The sequence below is a fragment of the Bacillus sp. TH50 genome (assembly GCF_016650565.1).
Lineage (GTDB): Bacteria > Bacillota > Bacilli > Bacillales > Bacillaceae_G > Bacillus_A > Bacillus_A mycoides.
In genome coordinates this window covers 2,072,124-2,088,799 of the sequence record NZ_JAEKFM010000003.1, presented here as the reverse complement: position 1 = coordinate 2,088,799, position 16,676 = coordinate 2,072,124, and the positions used below count along the sequence as shown (strand labels likewise).

At 37.0% G+C, this 16,676-nt stretch carries 17 protein-coding genes and 3 other annotated features (1 of these 20 only partly in view); of the genes, 11 read left to right on the top strand and 6 right to left on the bottom strand.

The features are described 5' to 3' along the window. Nucleotides 1–5 (top strand) — a binding site (T-box leader) (it extends 223 nt beyond the left edge of the window). A gap of 48 nt (nucleotides 6–53) precedes the next feature. From thrS to JFU23_RS10785, 6 genes are all read left to right on the top strand, one after another. Beyond that, nucleotides 54–1,991, top strand: a complete 1,938-nt coding sequence (thrS, locus tag JFU23_RS10810; protein WP_002034275.1) for a threonine--tRNA ligase — start codon at nucleotides 54–56, stop codon at nucleotides 1,989–1,991. 206 nt (nucleotides 1,992–2,197) lie between these two features. Further along, nucleotides 2,198–2,318, top strand: a sequence feature (ribosomal protein L20 leader region). A gap of 63 nt (nucleotides 2,319–2,381) precedes the next feature. Then, nucleotides 2,382–2,885 (top strand): translation initiation factor IF-3, encoded by a 504-nt coding sequence (infC, locus tag JFU23_RS10805; protein WP_002015470.1) that lies wholly within the window; start codon nucleotides 2,382–2,384, stop codon nucleotides 2,883–2,885. A gap of 21 nt (nucleotides 2,886–2,906) precedes the next feature. Then, complete coding sequence (gene rpmI / locus JFU23_RS10800; protein ID WP_001125945.1) at nucleotides 2,907–3,107, top strand: 50S ribosomal protein L35; 201 nt, start codon at nucleotides 2,907–2,909, stop codon at nucleotides 3,105–3,107. A 38-nt stretch (nucleotides 3,108–3,145) separates the two neighbouring features. Beyond that, on the top strand, nucleotides 3,146–3,502 hold the full coding sequence (gene rplT, locus JFU23_RS10795) for a 50S ribosomal protein L20 (RefSeq protein WP_001138364.1): 357 nt from the start codon (nucleotides 3,146–3,148) through the stop codon (nucleotides 3,500–3,502). A 517-nt stretch (nucleotides 3,503–4,019) separates the two neighbouring features. Beyond that, on the top strand, nucleotides 4,020–4,511 hold the full coding sequence (locus JFU23_RS10790) for a dUTP diphosphatase (RefSeq protein WP_085312485.1): 492 nt from the start codon (nucleotides 4,020–4,022) through the stop codon (nucleotides 4,509–4,511). Nucleotides 4,512–4,580: 69 nt separating this feature from the next. Then, nucleotides 4,581–5,666, top strand: a complete 1,086-nt coding sequence (locus JFU23_RS10785) for a M42 family metallopeptidase (protein ID WP_002088917.1) — start codon at nucleotides 4,581–4,583, stop codon at nucleotides 5,664–5,666. A gap of 41 nt (nucleotides 5,667–5,707) precedes the next feature. Here the strand turns inward: JFU23_RS10785 and JFU23_RS10780 are convergent, their stop codons facing one another. Further along, a complete protein-coding gene (locus JFU23_RS10780) occupies nucleotides 5,708–6,325 on the bottom strand; it encodes a TetR/AcrR family transcriptional regulator (protein ID WP_002015467.1) in 618 nt (205 codons plus the stop codon). Nucleotides 6,326–6,621: 296 nt separating this feature from the next. Here JFU23_RS10780 and JFU23_RS10775 point away from each other — a divergent pair, with 296 nt between their 5' ends. Both JFU23_RS10775 and JFU23_RS10770 read left to right on the top strand, forming a co-directional pair. Further along, entirely contained in the window at nucleotides 6,622–7,275 is a 654-nt protein-coding gene (locus tag JFU23_RS10775) for an HlyD family secretion protein (RefSeq protein WP_002190842.1), read from the top strand. 12 nt (nucleotides 7,276–7,287) lie between these two features. Then, nucleotides 7,288–9,081 (top strand): DHA2 family efflux MFS transporter permease subunit, encoded by a 1,794-nt coding sequence (locus JFU23_RS10770; RefSeq protein ID WP_085312483.1) that lies wholly within the window; start codon nucleotides 7,288–7,290, stop codon nucleotides 9,079–9,081. Nucleotides 9,082–9,102: 21 nt separating this feature from the next. On the opposite strand, the gene JFU23_RS10765 is transcribed toward JFU23_RS10770, so the two are convergent. From JFU23_RS10765 to sspI, 5 genes are all read right to left on the bottom strand, one after another. Then, nucleotides 9,103–9,459, bottom strand: coding sequence for an ammonia permease (locus JFU23_RS10765; protein WP_201031878.1), 357 nt, complete (start codon nucleotides 9,457–9,459; stop codon nucleotides 9,103–9,105). Nucleotides 9,460–9,483: 24 nt separating this feature from the next. Next, nucleotides 9,484–9,855: a DNA-binding protein gene (locus JFU23_RS10760; RefSeq protein ID WP_201031876.1), complete on the bottom strand. Its 372-nt coding sequence runs from the start codon at nucleotides 9,853–9,855 to the stop codon at nucleotides 9,484–9,486. Between the two features lie 112 nt (nucleotides 9,856–9,967). Next, nucleotides 9,968–10,681 (bottom strand): CPBP family intramembrane glutamic endopeptidase, encoded by a 714-nt coding sequence (locus JFU23_RS10755; RefSeq protein WP_002167594.1) that lies wholly within the window; start codon nucleotides 10,679–10,681, stop codon nucleotides 9,968–9,970. Between the two features lie 139 nt (nucleotides 10,682–10,820). Beyond that, nucleotides 10,821–11,378, bottom strand: coding sequence for an HD domain-containing protein (locus tag JFU23_RS10750; RefSeq protein ID WP_201031875.1), 558 nt, complete (start codon nucleotides 11,376–11,378; stop codon nucleotides 10,821–10,823). 325 nt (nucleotides 11,379–11,703) lie between these two features. Further along, nucleotides 11,704–11,913 (bottom strand): small acid-soluble spore protein SspI, encoded by a 210-nt coding sequence (gene sspI, locus JFU23_RS10745; RefSeq protein ID WP_000009511.1) that lies wholly within the window; start codon nucleotides 11,911–11,913, stop codon nucleotides 11,704–11,706. 82 nt (nucleotides 11,914–11,995) lie between these two features. Between sspI and JFU23_RS10740 the strand changes: the two genes are divergently transcribed. From JFU23_RS10740 to pheT, 3 genes are all read left to right on the top strand, one after another. After that, nucleotides 11,996–12,793, top strand: coding sequence for a TrmH family RNA methyltransferase (locus JFU23_RS10740; protein ID WP_201031873.1), 798 nt, complete (start codon nucleotides 11,996–11,998; stop codon nucleotides 12,791–12,793). A 92-nt stretch (nucleotides 12,794–12,885) separates the two neighbouring features. Then, nucleotides 12,886–13,114: a binding site (T-box leader), on the top strand. Nucleotides 13,115–13,157: 43 nt separating this feature from the next. Beyond that, nucleotides 13,158–14,192, top strand: coding sequence for a phenylalanine--tRNA ligase subunit alpha (gene pheS / locus JFU23_RS10735; protein ID WP_002015457.1), 1,035 nt, complete (start codon nucleotides 13,158–13,160; stop codon nucleotides 14,190–14,192). An 18-nt stretch (nucleotides 14,193–14,210) separates the two neighbouring features. Continuing rightward, on the top strand, nucleotides 14,211–16,631 hold the full coding sequence (gene pheT, locus JFU23_RS10730) for a phenylalanine--tRNA ligase subunit beta (RefSeq protein ID WP_201031872.1): 2,421 nt from the start codon (nucleotides 14,211–14,213) through the stop codon (nucleotides 16,629–16,631). Nucleotides 16,632–16,676 lie beyond the last annotated feature (45 nt).

Here is a 16,676-nt window from a genome sequence, read left to right as displayed (position 1 = left end):
CTTTTTATGGGATGAGTGTTTTTTATTTTGAAAAAAAAGAGGAGTGACCAGTGATGGCAGATGTAGTTAAAATTACTTTCCCTGATGGAGCTGTGAAGGAGTTTCCAAAAGGAGTAACAACTGAAGAAATCGCAGCTTCTATTAGCCCAGGCTTAAAGAAAAAAGCTGTGGCTGGAAAATTAAACGATGAGATGATCGATCTTGTTACACCAATCGAAGAAGATGGTGCAGTTTCTATTATTACATTAGATTCTGAAGATGGCTTATATATTTTACGCCACTCAACAGCTCACCTTTTAGCACAAGCGTTAAAACGTTTATATAAAGATGTTAAGCTTGAGCTTGGCATTGGTCCAGTAATCGAAAATGGCTTCTACTACGATATTGATATGGAAGAAGCAATTACAGTTGAAGACTTCAAGAAAATCGAAAAAGAAATGCAAAAAATCGTGAACGAAAACTTAGAAATCGTTCGTCATGAAGTACCGCGTGCAGAAGCACTTCGTCGCTTTGAAGAAATCGGCGATGAGTTAAAATTAGATTTAATTAACGATCTTCCAGAAGATGCAGTTATTTCAATCTATGAGCAAGGCGAATTCTTCGACCTTTGCCGTGGTGTTCACCTTCCATCTACAGGGAAGATTAAAGTGTTTAAATTATTAAGTGTTGCTGGTGCTTACTGGCGCGGCGATAGCAATAATAAAATGTTACAACGTATTTACGGTACTGGATTCGTTAAGAAAGCAGAATTAGATGAGCACTTACGTATGCTTGAAGAAGCGAAAGAACGCGATCACCGTAAATTAGGTAAAGAGTTAAAACTATTTACTAATAGCCAAAAAGTAGGACAAGGTTTACCACTTTGGTTACCAAAAGGTGCAACAATTCGCCGTATTATCGAGCGTTACATCGTTGATAAAGAAGCAAGCTTAGGCTATGATCACGTATACACTCCAGTATTAGGAAGTAGAGAGCTTTATGAAACTTCTGGTCACTGGAACCATTACCGTGATGGCATGTTCCCATCAATGGAAATGGATAATGAAGAGTTAGTTCTTCGTCCAATGAACTGCCCTCACCATATGATGGTTTATAAAAATGATATTCACAGCTACCGTGAATTACCAATCCGTATTGCGGAACTTGGAACAATGCACCGCTATGAAATGTCTGGAGCATTATCTGGATTACAACGTGTACGCGGAATGACTTTAAATGATGCGCACATTTTCGTTCGTCCAGATCAAATTAAAGAAGAATTAAAACGTGTTGTAAACTTAACGTTAGAAGTGTACAAAGATTTCGGTTTAGAAAACTATTCATTCCGTCTATCTTATCGTGACCCAGCAGATACTAAAAAGTATTATGCTGATGATGAGATGTGGGAAAAAGCACAAGGTATGTTAAAAGAAGCTATGGATGAAATGGGTCTTGATTACTATGAAGCTGAAGGTGAAGCGGCATTCTATGGTCCGAAACTTGACGTTCAAGTTCGTACTGCTCTTGGAAAAGACGAAACACTTTCAACTGTACAATTAGACTTCTTACTTCCAGAACGCTTTGAATTAACTTACGTTGGTGAAGACGGTAAACAACATCGTCCAGTTGTAATTCACCGTGGTGTTGTATCAACTATGGAACGTTTCGTAGCCTTCTTAATTGAAGAATACAAAGGCGCATTCCCAACTTGGTTAGCTCCAGTTCAGGCGCAAGTAATTCCAGTTTCTCCGCAAGTACATTTAGACTATGCGAAGAAAGTACAAGATGAATTACGACGTGCTGGTATCCGTGTTGAATTAGACACTCGTGAAGAGAAAATTGGTTACAAAATCCGTGAAGCACAAATGCAAAAGATTCCGTACATGCTTGTAGTAGGTGACAATGAAGTTACTGAAAATGGCGTTAACGTACGTAAATATGGTGAACAAAAATCAGAAACAATTGCATTAGATGCGTTTGTTGACATGATTAAGGTAGAAGGAAAACGATAAGAAAGAGCCGCGGTATACCGCGGCTTTTTTATGTATTATAAAAAAGAAAATCTAGAAAAAATAACCAAACAATACTTATCATAAAAAAGTATTGCAAGTATGCTGGTTGTTTGTTACAATATTTCTTGTTGTTAGTAAAACACATCGCGTCTTCTTGACAGACGTCATGTCCTATGATAAACTCATCAAGGATAATAGAATATGGTTTTGACAAGTAGAAGCACCCGCTTCTCACCTGATGGACGCATTCGCAGTTAGCAGGTAAATGTATTTCTTACTAAAGATATTACAAGTGTGGGTGCCGTGTGCCCGCACTTTTTTTGTTCGGGTTCTACAATTGCAAAACGTATTCTAAGAAAACCTTGGAGGTGGCTTACTATTAGCAAGGATATGATGATTAACGAGCAAATTCGTGCACGTGAAGTACGCTTAGTTGGCGCAAACGGCGATCAACTTGGAATCAAGTCTCGTAATGACGCTTTAGACTTAGCTGCAGGTCTTAATCTTGATTTAGTATTGGTTGCTCCAAATGCGAAACCACCAGTATGCCGCATTATGGACTACGGTAAATTCCGCTTTGAGCAACAGAAGAAAGAAAAAGAACAGCGCAAAAATCAAAAAGTAATTAGCATGAAAGAAGTTCGTTTAAGTCCAACAATTGATGAACATGACTTTAACACAAAACTTCGTAATGCTGTCAAGTTTTTAGAGAAAGGCGACAAGGTTAAAGCGTCAATTCGCTTTAAAGGACGTGCCATTACTCATAAAGAAATCGGTCAACGTGTTTTAGATCGCTTCTCAGAAGCTTGTGCTGAAGTTAGTACAATTGAATCTAAGCCTAAAATGGAAGGACGTAGTATGTTCTTAGTTTTAGCACCGAAAAACGATAAGTAATAGATAGAGGAGGAAATACCTATGCCTAAACAAAAAACTCATCGCGGCGCTGCAAAGCGTTTCAAAAAGACTGGATCTGGTAAACTGAAGCGTTCTCACGCTTACACAAGCCATTTATTCGCTAACAAATCTACAAAAGCTAAACGTAAACTACGTAAAGCTGGTGTAGTTAGCGCTGGTGACTTCAAACGCATTCGTCAAATGCTTGACAACTTAAAATAAGTTCGGCTGATATATAGAACAAACTAGGAGGTAATATTATGCCAAGAGTAAAAGGTGGTACAGTTACTCGTCAACGTCGTAAAAAAGTTATAAAATTAGCAAAAGGTTACTACGGTTCTAAGAGTACATTATTTAAGGTTGCTAACCAACAGGTTATGAAATCTCTAATGTATGCATTCCGTGACCGTCGTCAAAAGAAACGTGACTTCCGTAAATTATGGATTACACGTATCAACGCAGCAGCTCGTATGAATGGTCTTTCTTACAGCCGCTTAATGCACGGTTTAAAAAATGCTGGCATCGAAGTTAACCGCAAGATGCTTGCTGACTTAGCTGTTCATGACGAAAAAGCTTTCGCTGAATTAGCAACAGTTGCAAAAAACAACATTAACTAATTGTTTAAAACCTTAGAAGATTTTCTTCTAAGGTTTTTTTTATTTGCATTTATTGTAAAACCCTCCACTTATTATCGTTATTTCTTGCTCAAGTATATTAAGATGTGCTTGTAAGAAGTTTTGTAACGATAACGAGGAGGTTTTTACATGAAAGTAGGAAAGATTAACGGATGTGTCGTTATCGATATGACAAAATCAATATAAAAGCTATAGCGATATAAAAGAATATATATATAAAGTCAGGAGAATCCTCCTGACTTTTTTTATTTGAACTCATTCGTGAAGAAGTGTATCTTTCCTAGCAGAAACGACACTGCTATAATGGAAAGATGATATGGAACTTTCATCAAGTGAACAATATATGAGTGATGATTGAAACGTATTTGCAAATTAAGGACAAGCTATCTTTATAAAGATGTAGGTAGCTGACTTGTTAATAAGAAACGAAAAATAATAATGAACTTTGAGATGAAACAACATTGTTGCGGAAAATGCGATGTTGGAGGAGGACAATAGAATGGACTTACTACAACTATTTAAATTACAAAAAGAATTAGATGATCGTATTGTGAAAGAACATGAATTACAACCGAAGAAATTGTTAAAAGAAAAAATGTTAGCTCTTCTTGTAGAAATTGGAGAACTTGCAAATGAAACACGTTGTTTTAAATATTGGAGCAATAAACCAGCTTCAGAACGTGAAGTAATATTAGAAGAATACGTAGATGGTTTACATTTTATTTTATCAATCGGAATCGATTTAGGAATTGATAAAAACTTCTTATTCTATAAATGTGCGCAAACGAATAAAACACAAGTGGAAATTTTCTTAGACACATATGCGAAAGTAATTCGTTTTACAGATCAACCTTCTATTACGAACTATATTGAACTATTTACAAGCTATCTTCGCCTTGGACAAGCGCTTGAATTTGAACAAGATGAAATTGAAAAAGCATATTTAGATAAAAATGAAGTAAATCATCAGCGTCAAACACAAGGATACTAATTTAATTTTTGAATATTTCAATTTCCTTTTGTATAATAAAGTGACTGAAGAAAAAGGAGGGTGTTGGCAATGATAAAATTAGACGAGACATTGACAATGCTAAAAGAATTAACAGACGCACGCGGTATTGCGGGTAACGAGCGCGAACCACGTGAAGTAATGAAGAAATATATTGAGCCGTTTGCAGATGAACTTTCTACTGACAATTTAGGAAGTTTAGTTGCGAAAAAAGTTGGGGAAGAAAACGGCCCGAAAATTATGGTTGCAGGTCATTTAGATGAAGTTGGCTTTATGATTACGCAAATTGATGACAAAGGCTTCCTTCGTTTCCAAACGGTGGGTGGCTGGTGGTCGCAAGTTATGCTTGCACAGCGTGTAACGATTGTAACGCGTAAAGGAGATGTAACAGGTGTAATTGGTTCAAAACCACCGCACATTTTACCTCCAGAAGCTCGTAAAAAGCCAGTTGAAATTAAAGACATGTTCATCGATATTGGTGCTTCTAGCCAAGAAGAAGCGATGGAGTGGGGCATACGACCAGGAGATCAAGTTGTACCGTACTTCGAATTCCAAGTGATGAAGAATGAAAAGATGTTACTTGCAAAAGCATGGGATAACCGAATTGGTTGTGCAATTGCAATTGACGTATTAAAACAATTAAAAGATGAAAAGCATCCAAACGTTGTATACGGCGTTGGTACTGTACAAGAAGAAGTTGGTCTTCGTGGTGCGAAAACATCTGCAAACTATATTAAGCCCGATATCGCATTCGCTGTAGATGTTGGTATTGCTGGGGATACACCAGGTGTAACAGCAAAAGAAGCACAAAGTAAAATGGGTGATGGACCGCAGATTATTTTATATGATGCTTCCGTTATTGGTCATACAGGTTTACGTGATTTCGTTGTTGATGTTGCTGATGAATTACAAATTCCATATCAGTATGATTCTGTAGCGGGCGGGGGAACGGATGCAGGAGCAATTCATATTTCTGTAAATGGTATTCCGTCTATGGCAATTACGATTGCGACACGCTACATTCATTCTCATGCAGCGATGTTACATCGTGATGATTATGAAAACGCAGTGAAGTTAATTGTAGAAGTTATTAAACGTCTTGATAAAGAGGCTGTACATAACATTACATTTAATTAATAGAAAAAAGCGAAGGATAACCTCCTTCGCTTTTTTCATTTTTAAAACGGTCTTTCTAATCCTGCTGCAGTATGAGCTCCTAAAATAATTAAGCGAGTTAATTGCATTGCCATGAAATGTGGGGTATAAATCATGCCTCTTTTTAACCATGACATAATCATTCCGATATGAGCGCCTGTAACATAACTAATAAGAATATCACGAGGGACCATAAGGTCTTCATCATCTGGCTGGGAAATAGATAGGCTTAATGTTAAATGTGTTTGAATTGTTTTCATCATTTTATAAGAATAGTTTCCAGCTGCCTTATCGCCGAGCATAACGTTATAGAAATTAGTATTGTCTGCGATATGCTCAAACAAAGCTAAAAAAGTTGGATGCGGCGAATCAAAAGTGAGCTGAAAATCTTCTTTATTTCGATTTTGTGGTTTAATTACTGCAGCTAGTTTTTCTAACATTTCTTCTATGCTTTTTTCTAATAAATCATATTTATCATGGTAATGGCTATAAAATGTAGCACGATTTACAGGAGCGCGTTCCGCGATATGTTGCACAGTTACATTTTCGAAGCCCTTTTCGCCTACTAAAGCGACAAAAGCATCCTGTATGAGTTGTCTCGTTCGTTTTACACGTGGATCATTTGTATTTTTAATAGACATTTTTACTTCACCTCGTTTAATTTTTTAACCTTAAACAACACATGTATAGTGTAATGTTGTTTAAACAACATATAGGTTTAAATTGTTGGTTGTAGATTTGGGATAATTATTTATAATTATAAACGATAGTCCTTTAGAAATCAGCACCGCTAGGATGCAGACAAAACATAGTTTGCGTCGTAAAAGGTGTGCTTTTTTTGTTTAAAGGTTAATATAATTAACAATTAAACAATATAAACACTAAGGATGTAAATAGTTTAGAAAAAAATTATATGCGATATAAGGAGAGGAATGCAATGAATCAGTTTCGAAGAATGGTAATTATCAACATTATCACATTAATTGTATTAGTTGGCGGCGGTATTGGCGGTTATTACTATTACAATCAAGCGGAAAACTATTTAAAAACAGAAAATGCAAAGATTGACGGGAAAGTAATCCCAATTGCATCACCAGTAGCAGGTAAATTAACAGACTGGAAAGCTGAAGTCGGAAAAAATTACAATGAGAACGATAAATTAGGTGCGGTTACTGTAGCAGGAGCAAATGGTGAGCAAACAGTAGATGTAACAATTCCGCAAAATGCAACAGTTGTACAATCAAATGCAACAACTAATGCGTTCGTTGGGGCAGGTAGCCCAATTGCTTATGCATTTGATATGAGTAATTTATGGGTAACAGCAAATATTGAAGAAACAAATATTGATGATGTTCAAAAAGGCCAAACAGTAGATGTGTATGTAGACGCATACCCAGATACAACGTTAACGGGAAAAGTAGAACAAGTGGGATTAACAACAGCGAATACATTCTCGATGTTACCATCAAGTAACGCAACAGCGAACTATACGAAAGTAAAGCAAGTTGTACCAGTTAAAGTTTCTTTAGATCATAGTAAATCAGTAAATATTGTTCCTGGAATGAATGTGTCAGTTCGTATTCATAAGTAAGGGGGAGATGAGATGTCCTCAATTGCAATTGTAGGATATGCACTATTTTGTATAATCGTCTTCTTCCTTATAAATCGTCTTTTACGAAAGAAAAAAACGAATGTGGGAGAAGAACAAGTCCCAGCCGTAAGTAAGATAGAAGTAAGTCAAGCAGAAACAGTAGAGAAAGAACTTGAACAAAAACAAGAAACAGAAGCTTCTAACGTAGTGGAATTAGAAACAGGGAAGCAAGAGCAAGTAAAACAGGAAAAAGAAATGCTGAAGAGACAATTGCCGGTAGAGAATGTGAATGTAAAGGCAGTTGTAGCTGTATTAATTCTCGGTATGTTCGTTTCTATTTTAAACCAAACAATCATTAATGTTGCACTGCCTCCATTAATGAATGAATTTAACGTATCAACTTCAACAGCACAATGGTTAATTACAGGCTTCATGCTTGTAAACGGAATTTTAGTACCAATCAGTGCATTTTTAGTTTCACGATTTACGTATCGTAAATTATTCATAGCAGCAATGTTATTCTTCACTGTAGGATCTATCATTTGTGCTACATCAGGAAACTTTACAATGATGATGACAGGCCGTGTTGTTCAAGCGGTTGGTGCAGGTATTTTAATGCCAGTTGGTATGAATATCTTCATGACATTATTCCCGCCTAATAAACGCGGAGCAGCTATGGGGTTACTTGGGGTAGCGATGATTTTAGCACCAGCTATCGGACCAACTGTAACAGGTTGGGTAATTGAAAACTATAGCTGGAACTTAATGTTCTATGGGATGTTTGTTATCGGTTTAATTATTACGTTCTTATCTTTTAAATTCTTTACACTAGCTCAGCCAGTGTCTAAAACAAAGTTAGATGTATTCGGTGTTATTAGTTCAAGTATTGGACTAGGTAGCTTACTGTACGGATTTAGTGAAGCTGGAAATAATGGCTGGACTAGTGCAGAAGTTGTTATAACACTTATCATCGGTGTCATTGGTTTAGCTGTATTTATTTGGAGAGAGTTAACAACAGACAATAAAATGCTTGATTTACAAGTGTTTAAATATCCGACGTTCACTTTCACATTAGTAATTAACGCGATTGTAACGATGGCCTTATTCGGAGGTATGTTATTACTTCCAGTATACTTGCAAAACATTCGCGGTTTTACACCGATGGAATCTGGTTTATTATTACTTCCAGGATCATTAATTATGGGGATCATGGGACCAGTTGCAGGTAAACTATTTGATAAGTATGGTATTCGTCCGTTAGCAATTGTCGGATTAGCCATTACAACATTTGCGACATATAAATTTACAACGTTATCGATGGATACACCGTATAGTGTTATTATGACGGATTATATTATACGCTCAATTGGTATGTCATTCATTATGATGCCAATTATGACAGCTGGTATGAACGCACTGCCGATGAAATTAATTTCTCACGGTACAGCAACGCAAAATACGTCAAGACAAGTAGCTGGTTCAATTGGAACAGCGATATTAATCACGCTTATGACACAACAAACTACTGCTCACGTAGCGGATTACGGCAATATGTTAACAACGTCAAACCCGATTTTAGTTGATAAAGTACACGGTATGGGCCAAAGCTTAGCGGCATTAGCCGGATCAGCTCAAGCAGGAGATGCGATGAGTACACAACTATTATTCGGACAAATTTCAAAGCTATCTGCAATTAACGGTATTAACGATGCCTTCTTAATTGCAACAATACTCGCAGGTATTGCTTGGGTGTTATCGTTCTTCTTACCATCAGGCAATAAACCAAATAGAAAAGCAGGGAATTAATTTCCCTGCTTTTTTGTCTTTTTAAAGAGTGAGATATAAAAAATGATAACCAGCTATGGAGCACAGCCCTGTTATAAACAAAATTGTTCCCATAGCACGAATGCTAGATATTTGTCTTCCACTTATAATAGCTAATAGTCCAGCTAAAGAGAAGAAACACCAATATAAAGTTCCTGAAATTGGAACCATCCCCTCTAAATCTATTCCAAAACCTATACAAATGATAGGAGCAAAGATAAGCGATATGCTAATTAAACCAGCTATAATAGTAAGTGATTTACGATATTTAATGCCAGCAATAATTAAAAAAATGCCAACGATGAATTGGCATAACATCAAAGTAAGAGCCAAAACCATCCAAGTTAATATTCCAAACACTTCTGTATTACCTCCGATAAAATATTATATATAGAATGAATCCCCTACAGACATAAGTACCCAGAAAATAACCCCTAATATGCCAGCGATAAAAATAATGAATCCCATATTACGTATACTTTTAATCTTTGCCTGTAATCCATTTAATCCTGCCAATAATCCAGTTAAAGAAAACAGTATCCAATATAAAGTAGTTGAAATAGGGAGGATCGTATCGCTATTCACCCCCATGCCCCAAAAAACAAAAGGTAGTGTGACAAAAGATAGGCTAAGTAGCCCCGTTAAACCCACAAATAATTTAAGATGTTTAATGCTAGTAATAATTAAAAAAATACCACCGAAAAATCCGCATAAAACAAGAAGTGGCATATAAAAAATCCAAAGTAAGCTCGACATAAATAATCTCCTTCTATGGTGATGAGTTATATTTTACTACATGAGGTTTATTTTGGGTATTATTAATAAATATGTATAAATTGATAGAAATGAGAAGTGATGATACCTCTTTTTAACTCAAGAATGCTAACATATTATTCATAATATGAAATAACATAGCTGGAATAATGGATTTTGTTTTTTTACATAAAATAGCCATTAATAATCCCATGAAGAAAGTAATTACCATTACTCCAAGTGAGTATGTATGAGCGATACCGAAGAAGAAGCTTGTTATGATGGCTGCAATCCAAAATGGAAAGCGCTCTGAGAAGAAGCGAAGTATAAAGCCACGGAAAATAAGTTCTTCAAAAATTGGTGTGAGTATAGCGAAGCCGAGAAGTAATAATATTTGATATTGCTTAAAAACGTCTAAGTTTAGTGCGGAAGATTGCTGCTTTGTTGCGTCTTGGAACACATAATTTAACAAGATGTAATTGAGTATAATGTTTATAGCGAAGAAAAGAAGTAAGTATACGTATGTACGCCATTCTTTAAGTACTTTAAAGTTAAAAGATTTTAGTAGTAATTTTTTTGCGGGTTCGAATTTAAAAATGAAGAATAACAACACGGCTAGTTGTAATACGATACTTGCAGTATTTGCAATAGATTCATACAGGGCAATTTGTTTTTTATCTGTAAGACCGGCTGTATAAATTGTTAAGGGCATTGCGAGGAACACAGTAATAAGTCCGGTTCCGAAAAAAGCGAATAAAACGGAGCTAATAAATTGTCCCCATGACATAGAGTATTTCTGTTCATTAGAAAGTTGTGTAGCGGGTTGCATTTGTAAAATCACCTCTTTATATTTGTATATTTAATTATAAAGTATTTTTCTTTTGGGTGTAACATTTAAATATTACATACAAAGGTGTATTTTTCGCAAAATAATAAAAGAGGTATCACCCTATAGTGATGCCTCTTTCTCATTGATAACTATGTTCTACCTTGTCATTCAACTTCTTTTGCTCTATTTGTAATTCACGCTCTACCAATCGGTCTAATTGCTGAATTGCTTTCAATGCTTTTTCATAAGAAATAGTTCTATAATGGTGTGCGCCACCTGGTTCTTCATCGGCTTCATCCGCCCACTTAATAACATTTTGTAGAGGTGTTCTTTCAAGTGTTTGTTCTAGTAGGAAAGAATCAGTGTGCAGAAGAATTGCAACAGAAATTTCTTTTGCTAGTTTCGGATGTTCTCCTAATCTAATAAGCAATTTATGAGATCTTTCTGCCCCTTTAATCGCATGTATATCATTCTTTTTGTACAAGTCATAGTCCCATTCGCCGCCTGTGTACCACGTATGATGTCCGATATCATGAAGGAAGCCAGCCTTTGTCGCAGCATCGACTGAGGCGTGATGCTTTTTGGCTAAGTGAAACGCATGGTAAGCGACAGCAATCGCGTGGACCATTCCAGAACGGTTTACATATTTTTGTGTAATGTGATGTTTAAAAACTTGTTCAAGCGTAATACGTTGCATAAAACATTCACTCCTTTTATCCCGCTTTAACGGGCAGTAAGATTCCCACCTTAAAATTTAGCGAATACGAGGAAGTTAGGTGGGGAATCAACTGCCCGTAAAAGCCCGATTGGTTCAACTAATAATCAGTGTGGGGGGCCCCCCCACTGATTAAAGTTTCACTTTATCTAATGATATATATGAAGAAAAATCGATCGGTTTAAATGTATTTTGAACATTGTACTCCATCGGGGTAGCGTTAGTAAAGTAGAAATGTTTAGGAGAAGAAAAAAATTTTTCGTAAAAAAAATCACCTTGGCTTATGCGAAGGTGATTTTCAAATTGCTTATTTTTTTAATCCTTGCTCCAGTGTTCCTAACATTTCGTGTTTTTCATTTTCATCAGCATTTTTCCAAATGACTTCGAATAAAACGCCAAGACCTGGAAGCATTTTTTCTTCACCGCTTTGAATTGCATCGACAATCGTTTCTTGTAATTGGTCTTGTGAATTTCCAGATACATTCGCTAATACCGCGCCGCGTAAATTAAAACTCATTATCTTCACCTCTTCTTCAGAATTGAAACTGACGTTAGTTTTTGTTCTTTTTTATGTAAATATGTATGAAAAATAGGCTATAATGATAAGACAAGAAGAGAGGGAAATACATATTATGAAAAACATTGATTCAGTACAAAACCCGCGTGTGAAGCAGTGGAAAAAGCTGCAGATGAAAAAAGAGCGCGATAACAAAGCTTTATTTTTTGTAGAAGGATTCCATTTAGTAGAGGAAGCGTTAAAGGCAGGAGTTGTAACAGAACTTATCGTTTCAGATCAGACAGATCTTCCGAAAGATTGGACAGTTAATGATGTTGAAATGTATATTGTGCCTGAAGCAATTGTAAAAGTACTTCGCGAAACAGAAACAACGCAAGGTGTATTTGCTGTTTGTGAGAAACATGAGAAAGAAGTAGCTCTTACTGATGGGAAATTTCTTTTATTAGACGGCCTTCAAGACCCAGGTAATTTGGGAACGATTATTCGTACAGCGGATGCAGCTGGTATTCATGCCGTTGTGCTTGGAGAAGGGTGCGTTGATGTTTATAATAGTAAAGTACTACGATCTACACAAGGTTCTATTTTCCACTTACCGGTTGTAAAAGGGAACTTAGAAGAATGGGTAGACAAGTTAAAAGAAAATAACGTCCCTGTATATGGAACAGCTCTTGAAAATGGAGTTCCATTTGGTGAAGTAACCCCGGCTGGAAGTTTTGCATTAATTGTAGGGAATGAAGGAAGCGGCGTACGCCAAGAAATTCTTGCGAAAAGTGATCAAAACTTGTATATTCCGATTTACGGCGGGGCAGAATCATTAAATGTTGCGGTTGCAGCAGGGATTTTAACGTATTATTTACAAAGCCCAGTTGCGAATCGATAAAAAACTTCTTATAATAAGTTGAAGTACATGTTCATAAAAAAGTGGTGAAATGAGTATCGAACTTTTTTGAACATATAATAAAAGTATATTAATGAAAAACGTTGATAGAGAAGAGTAGCTTACAAAATCGCCATATAGGGAGAGAGTGCCGTAGACTGAAAGCATTCTTATGGTAGATGGAAGTGAATTCACCTCTGGAGTTGGCGCCAGGACCATTTATATGTAAAGGCGTTCCGGTCAGAATTGATCGTTATAACTAATGAGTGGGCAGACTTGTTCTGTCAATTTAGGGTGGTACCGCGAATTTACCTCGTCCCTTTTTGGGAGCGGGGTTTTTTTATTTTTAAAATTAGGAGGGTTCCAAATGGAAGCACGTTTAAAAGAGCTAAAGCAAAAAGCGTTAGAGCTTATTGAAGAAGCGAAAGAGCTAAAGGGCTTAAACGACGTACGCGTAGCGTATTTAGGGAAAAAAGGTCCAATTACAGAAGTATTACGCGGCATGGGAAAATTATCAGCAGAAGAGCGTCCACGTATGGGAGCATTAGTAAATGAAGTACGTGAAGCGATTCAAACGCGTCTAGAAGACAAAATTGGTAACTTAGAAAAAGCAGTAATTGAGGCGAAATTAGCTACTGAAACAATTGATGTTACACTGCCAGGTCGTCCTGTTGAAACAGGTTGTCACCATCCGTTAACAGCAGTTGTTGAACAAATTGAAGATGTATTCATCGGTATGGGTTATGAAGTAGCTGAAGGAACAGAAGTAGAAAAAGACTACTACAACTTCGAAGCATTAAACTTACCGAAAGATCACCCAGCGCGTGATATGCAAGATACATTCTACATTACAGAAGAAACGTTACTACGTACACATACATCTTCTGTGCAAGCACGTACGATGGAAAAGAATAAAGAAAAAGGACCGATTAAAATTATTTGTCCTGGTAAAGTGTATCGCCGCGATGACGATGATGCAACGCATTCACACCAATTCATGCAAATTGAAGGTCTTGTAATTGATAAAAACATTCGCATGAGTGACTTAAAAGGTACACTGCAAGTATTCGTGAAAAAGATGTTCGGTGAAGATCGTGAAATCCGTCTTCGTCCAAGTTTCTTCCCATTCACAGAGCCGTCTGTAGAGATGGATATTTCTTGTATGATGTGTCACGGTAAAGGTTGTGGCACTTGTAAAGGGACTGGCTGGATCGAAATTTTAGGAGCAGGTATGGTTCACCCGAACGTACTTGAAATGGCTGGTTATGATTCAAAAGAATATCAAGGTTTCGCATTCGGTATGGGCGCAGAGCGTATCGCAATGTTGAAATACGGCGTAGATGACATTCGTCATTTCTATACAAATGATGTACGTTTCTTACAACAATTCAAACGAGCGTAAGGGAAGGAGAGGATAAATATGTTCGTATCATATCGTTGGTTACAAGAGTATGTAGATATTAAAGATGTAACAGCACAAGAACTAGCAGACAAAATCACGAAAAGTGGTATTGAAGTAGAAGGTGTTGAAGTATTAAATAAAGGTGTAAAAGGTGTTGTAGTTGGTCACGTATTAGAATGTGAAAAACACCCAGAAGCTGATAAATTAAGCAAATGCTTAATCGATATCGGTGAAGAAGAGCCGGTTCAAATTATTTGTGGAGCTGCTAACATTGCAAAAGGTTTAAAAGTACCAGTTGCAAAAGTTGGCGCTGTACTTCCTGGTAACTTCAAAATTAAAAAAGCAAAACTACGCGGGGAAGCTTCTCACGGTATGGTTTGTGCTCTTCAAGAGCTTGGTATTGATGGGAAATTCGTTGCGAAAGAATATGCAGACGGTATCTTCATCTTCCCAAGTGATGCTGAAGTTGGTGCAGATGCACTTGAAATTTTAAATTTACATGATGAAGTACTTGAGCTTGGTTTAACACCAAACCGTGCAGATTGCTTAAATATGTTAGGTGTTGCATATGAAGTAGCTGCTATTTACGGCCGTGAAGTAAAACTTCCAGCTATCGACTTACAAGAAACAGCAGAAAAAACTTCTGATTACATTTCTGTAAGTGTAGAAGCGAAAGAAGAAAACCCATTATATATTGCAAAAATGGTGAAGAACGTAAAGATTGGTCCATCACCAATGTGGATGCAAACTCGTCTTATGGCAGCTGGCATTCGTCCAATTAGTAATGTAGTTGATATTACAAACTACATTTTAATGGAATACGGTCAACCGTTACATGCATTCGATTACGATAAATTAGGTTCAAAAGAAATCGTTGTTCGTCTTGCAAAAGAAGGCGAAAAGATTCAAACATTAGATGCTCAAGAACGTACGTTACAAAGCCACCACCTTGTTATTACAAACGGTGAAAAAGCGTTAGCTGTTGCTGGTGTAATGGGCGGAGCGGATTCTGAAGTTGATAGCGAGACAGTAAACGTTCTAATTGAGTCTGCATACTTTGCAGGTCAAACAGTGCGTCGTACATCAAAAGACTTAGGTCTTCGTAGCGAATCAAGTGCACGTTTTGAGAAAGGAATCGACCCAACACGTACATTTGAAGCAATTCAACATGCAGCTGCTTTAATGGCAAAATACGCTGGTGGAGAAGCGCTTGAAGGTGTAGTAGAAGCTGATAACTTACAAGTACAAGAACGTACAGTATCTGTTACAGCTGAAAAAGTAAACCGTGTATTAGGTACAGATATTTCTGCGAGTGAAATGGGTACAATGTTCACAAACTTAAAATTCCCATTCACAGAAGTAGAAGGAACATTCCATGTAAATGTACCAGCACGTCGTCCTGACATTACAATTTCAGAAGACTTAGTAGAAGAAGTAGGTCGTCTGTATGGTTATGATCACATTCCAGTTACATTACCATCTGGAACAATGACACGTGGTAAATTAACATCAGCACAAACGAAACGTCGTAAAGTACGCCGCTTCCTAGAAGGTGCTGGTTTATATGAAGCAATCACATATTCATTAACAAGCGCTGACAAAGCGAAACAATATATGATTGAGCCGAACGAAAAAGCTCCTGTAAATCTTGCGCTTCCAATGAGTGAAGAGCGTAGCCAACTTCGTTTAAGCTTAGTGCCACAATTGTTAGAAGCAGTTTCATACAATGTTGCACGTAAAAACGATAGCGTTGCATTATATGAAGTAGGTTCTATCTTCTTACCAACAGAAGCAGGAGAACTTCCGAAAGAAGAACAACATCTTGCAGGTGTTATGACAGGTCTTGCTCTTCACCATGCATGGCAAGGTGAGAAGAAAGTTGTAGACTTCTTCGTTGTTAAAGGTGTATTAGAAGGATTATTCGACGTACTTGGCGTGGCAAATCAAATCACTTATGCACCAACAAAACGTGAAGGTATGCATCCAGGCCGTACAGCTGACATCGTATTAGATGGTGAAGCAATCGGATTCATCGGTCAATTGCACCCGGAAACAGAAAAACAATTAGATGTGAAAAATACATTCGTATTCGAATTATCTCTTGCAAAAATATTCGGTGCAGACGCTGAGGAAACTTACTACTCAGCAATTCCACGTTTCCCATCTATGACACGTGATATGGCTGTTGTAGTAACAACAGAAACAAAAGCTGGTGAAATGAAGCAAGTCATTGCTGAAGCTGGCGGAGAACTTCTGAAAGACGTAGCACTATTCGACTTATACGAAGGTGAAAAAATGGAAGAAGGCAAGAAATCACTTGCATTCTCTATGAACTACTTCGATGCAGAACGTACATTAACAGACGAAGAAGTAACAGAAGCACATAATCGTGTATTAACAGCGGTAGAAGAGAAATTTGGTGCGGAGTTACGTAAGTAATAAAAAATTGCCGGATTAATTCCGGCAATTTTTTTATGGCACGAT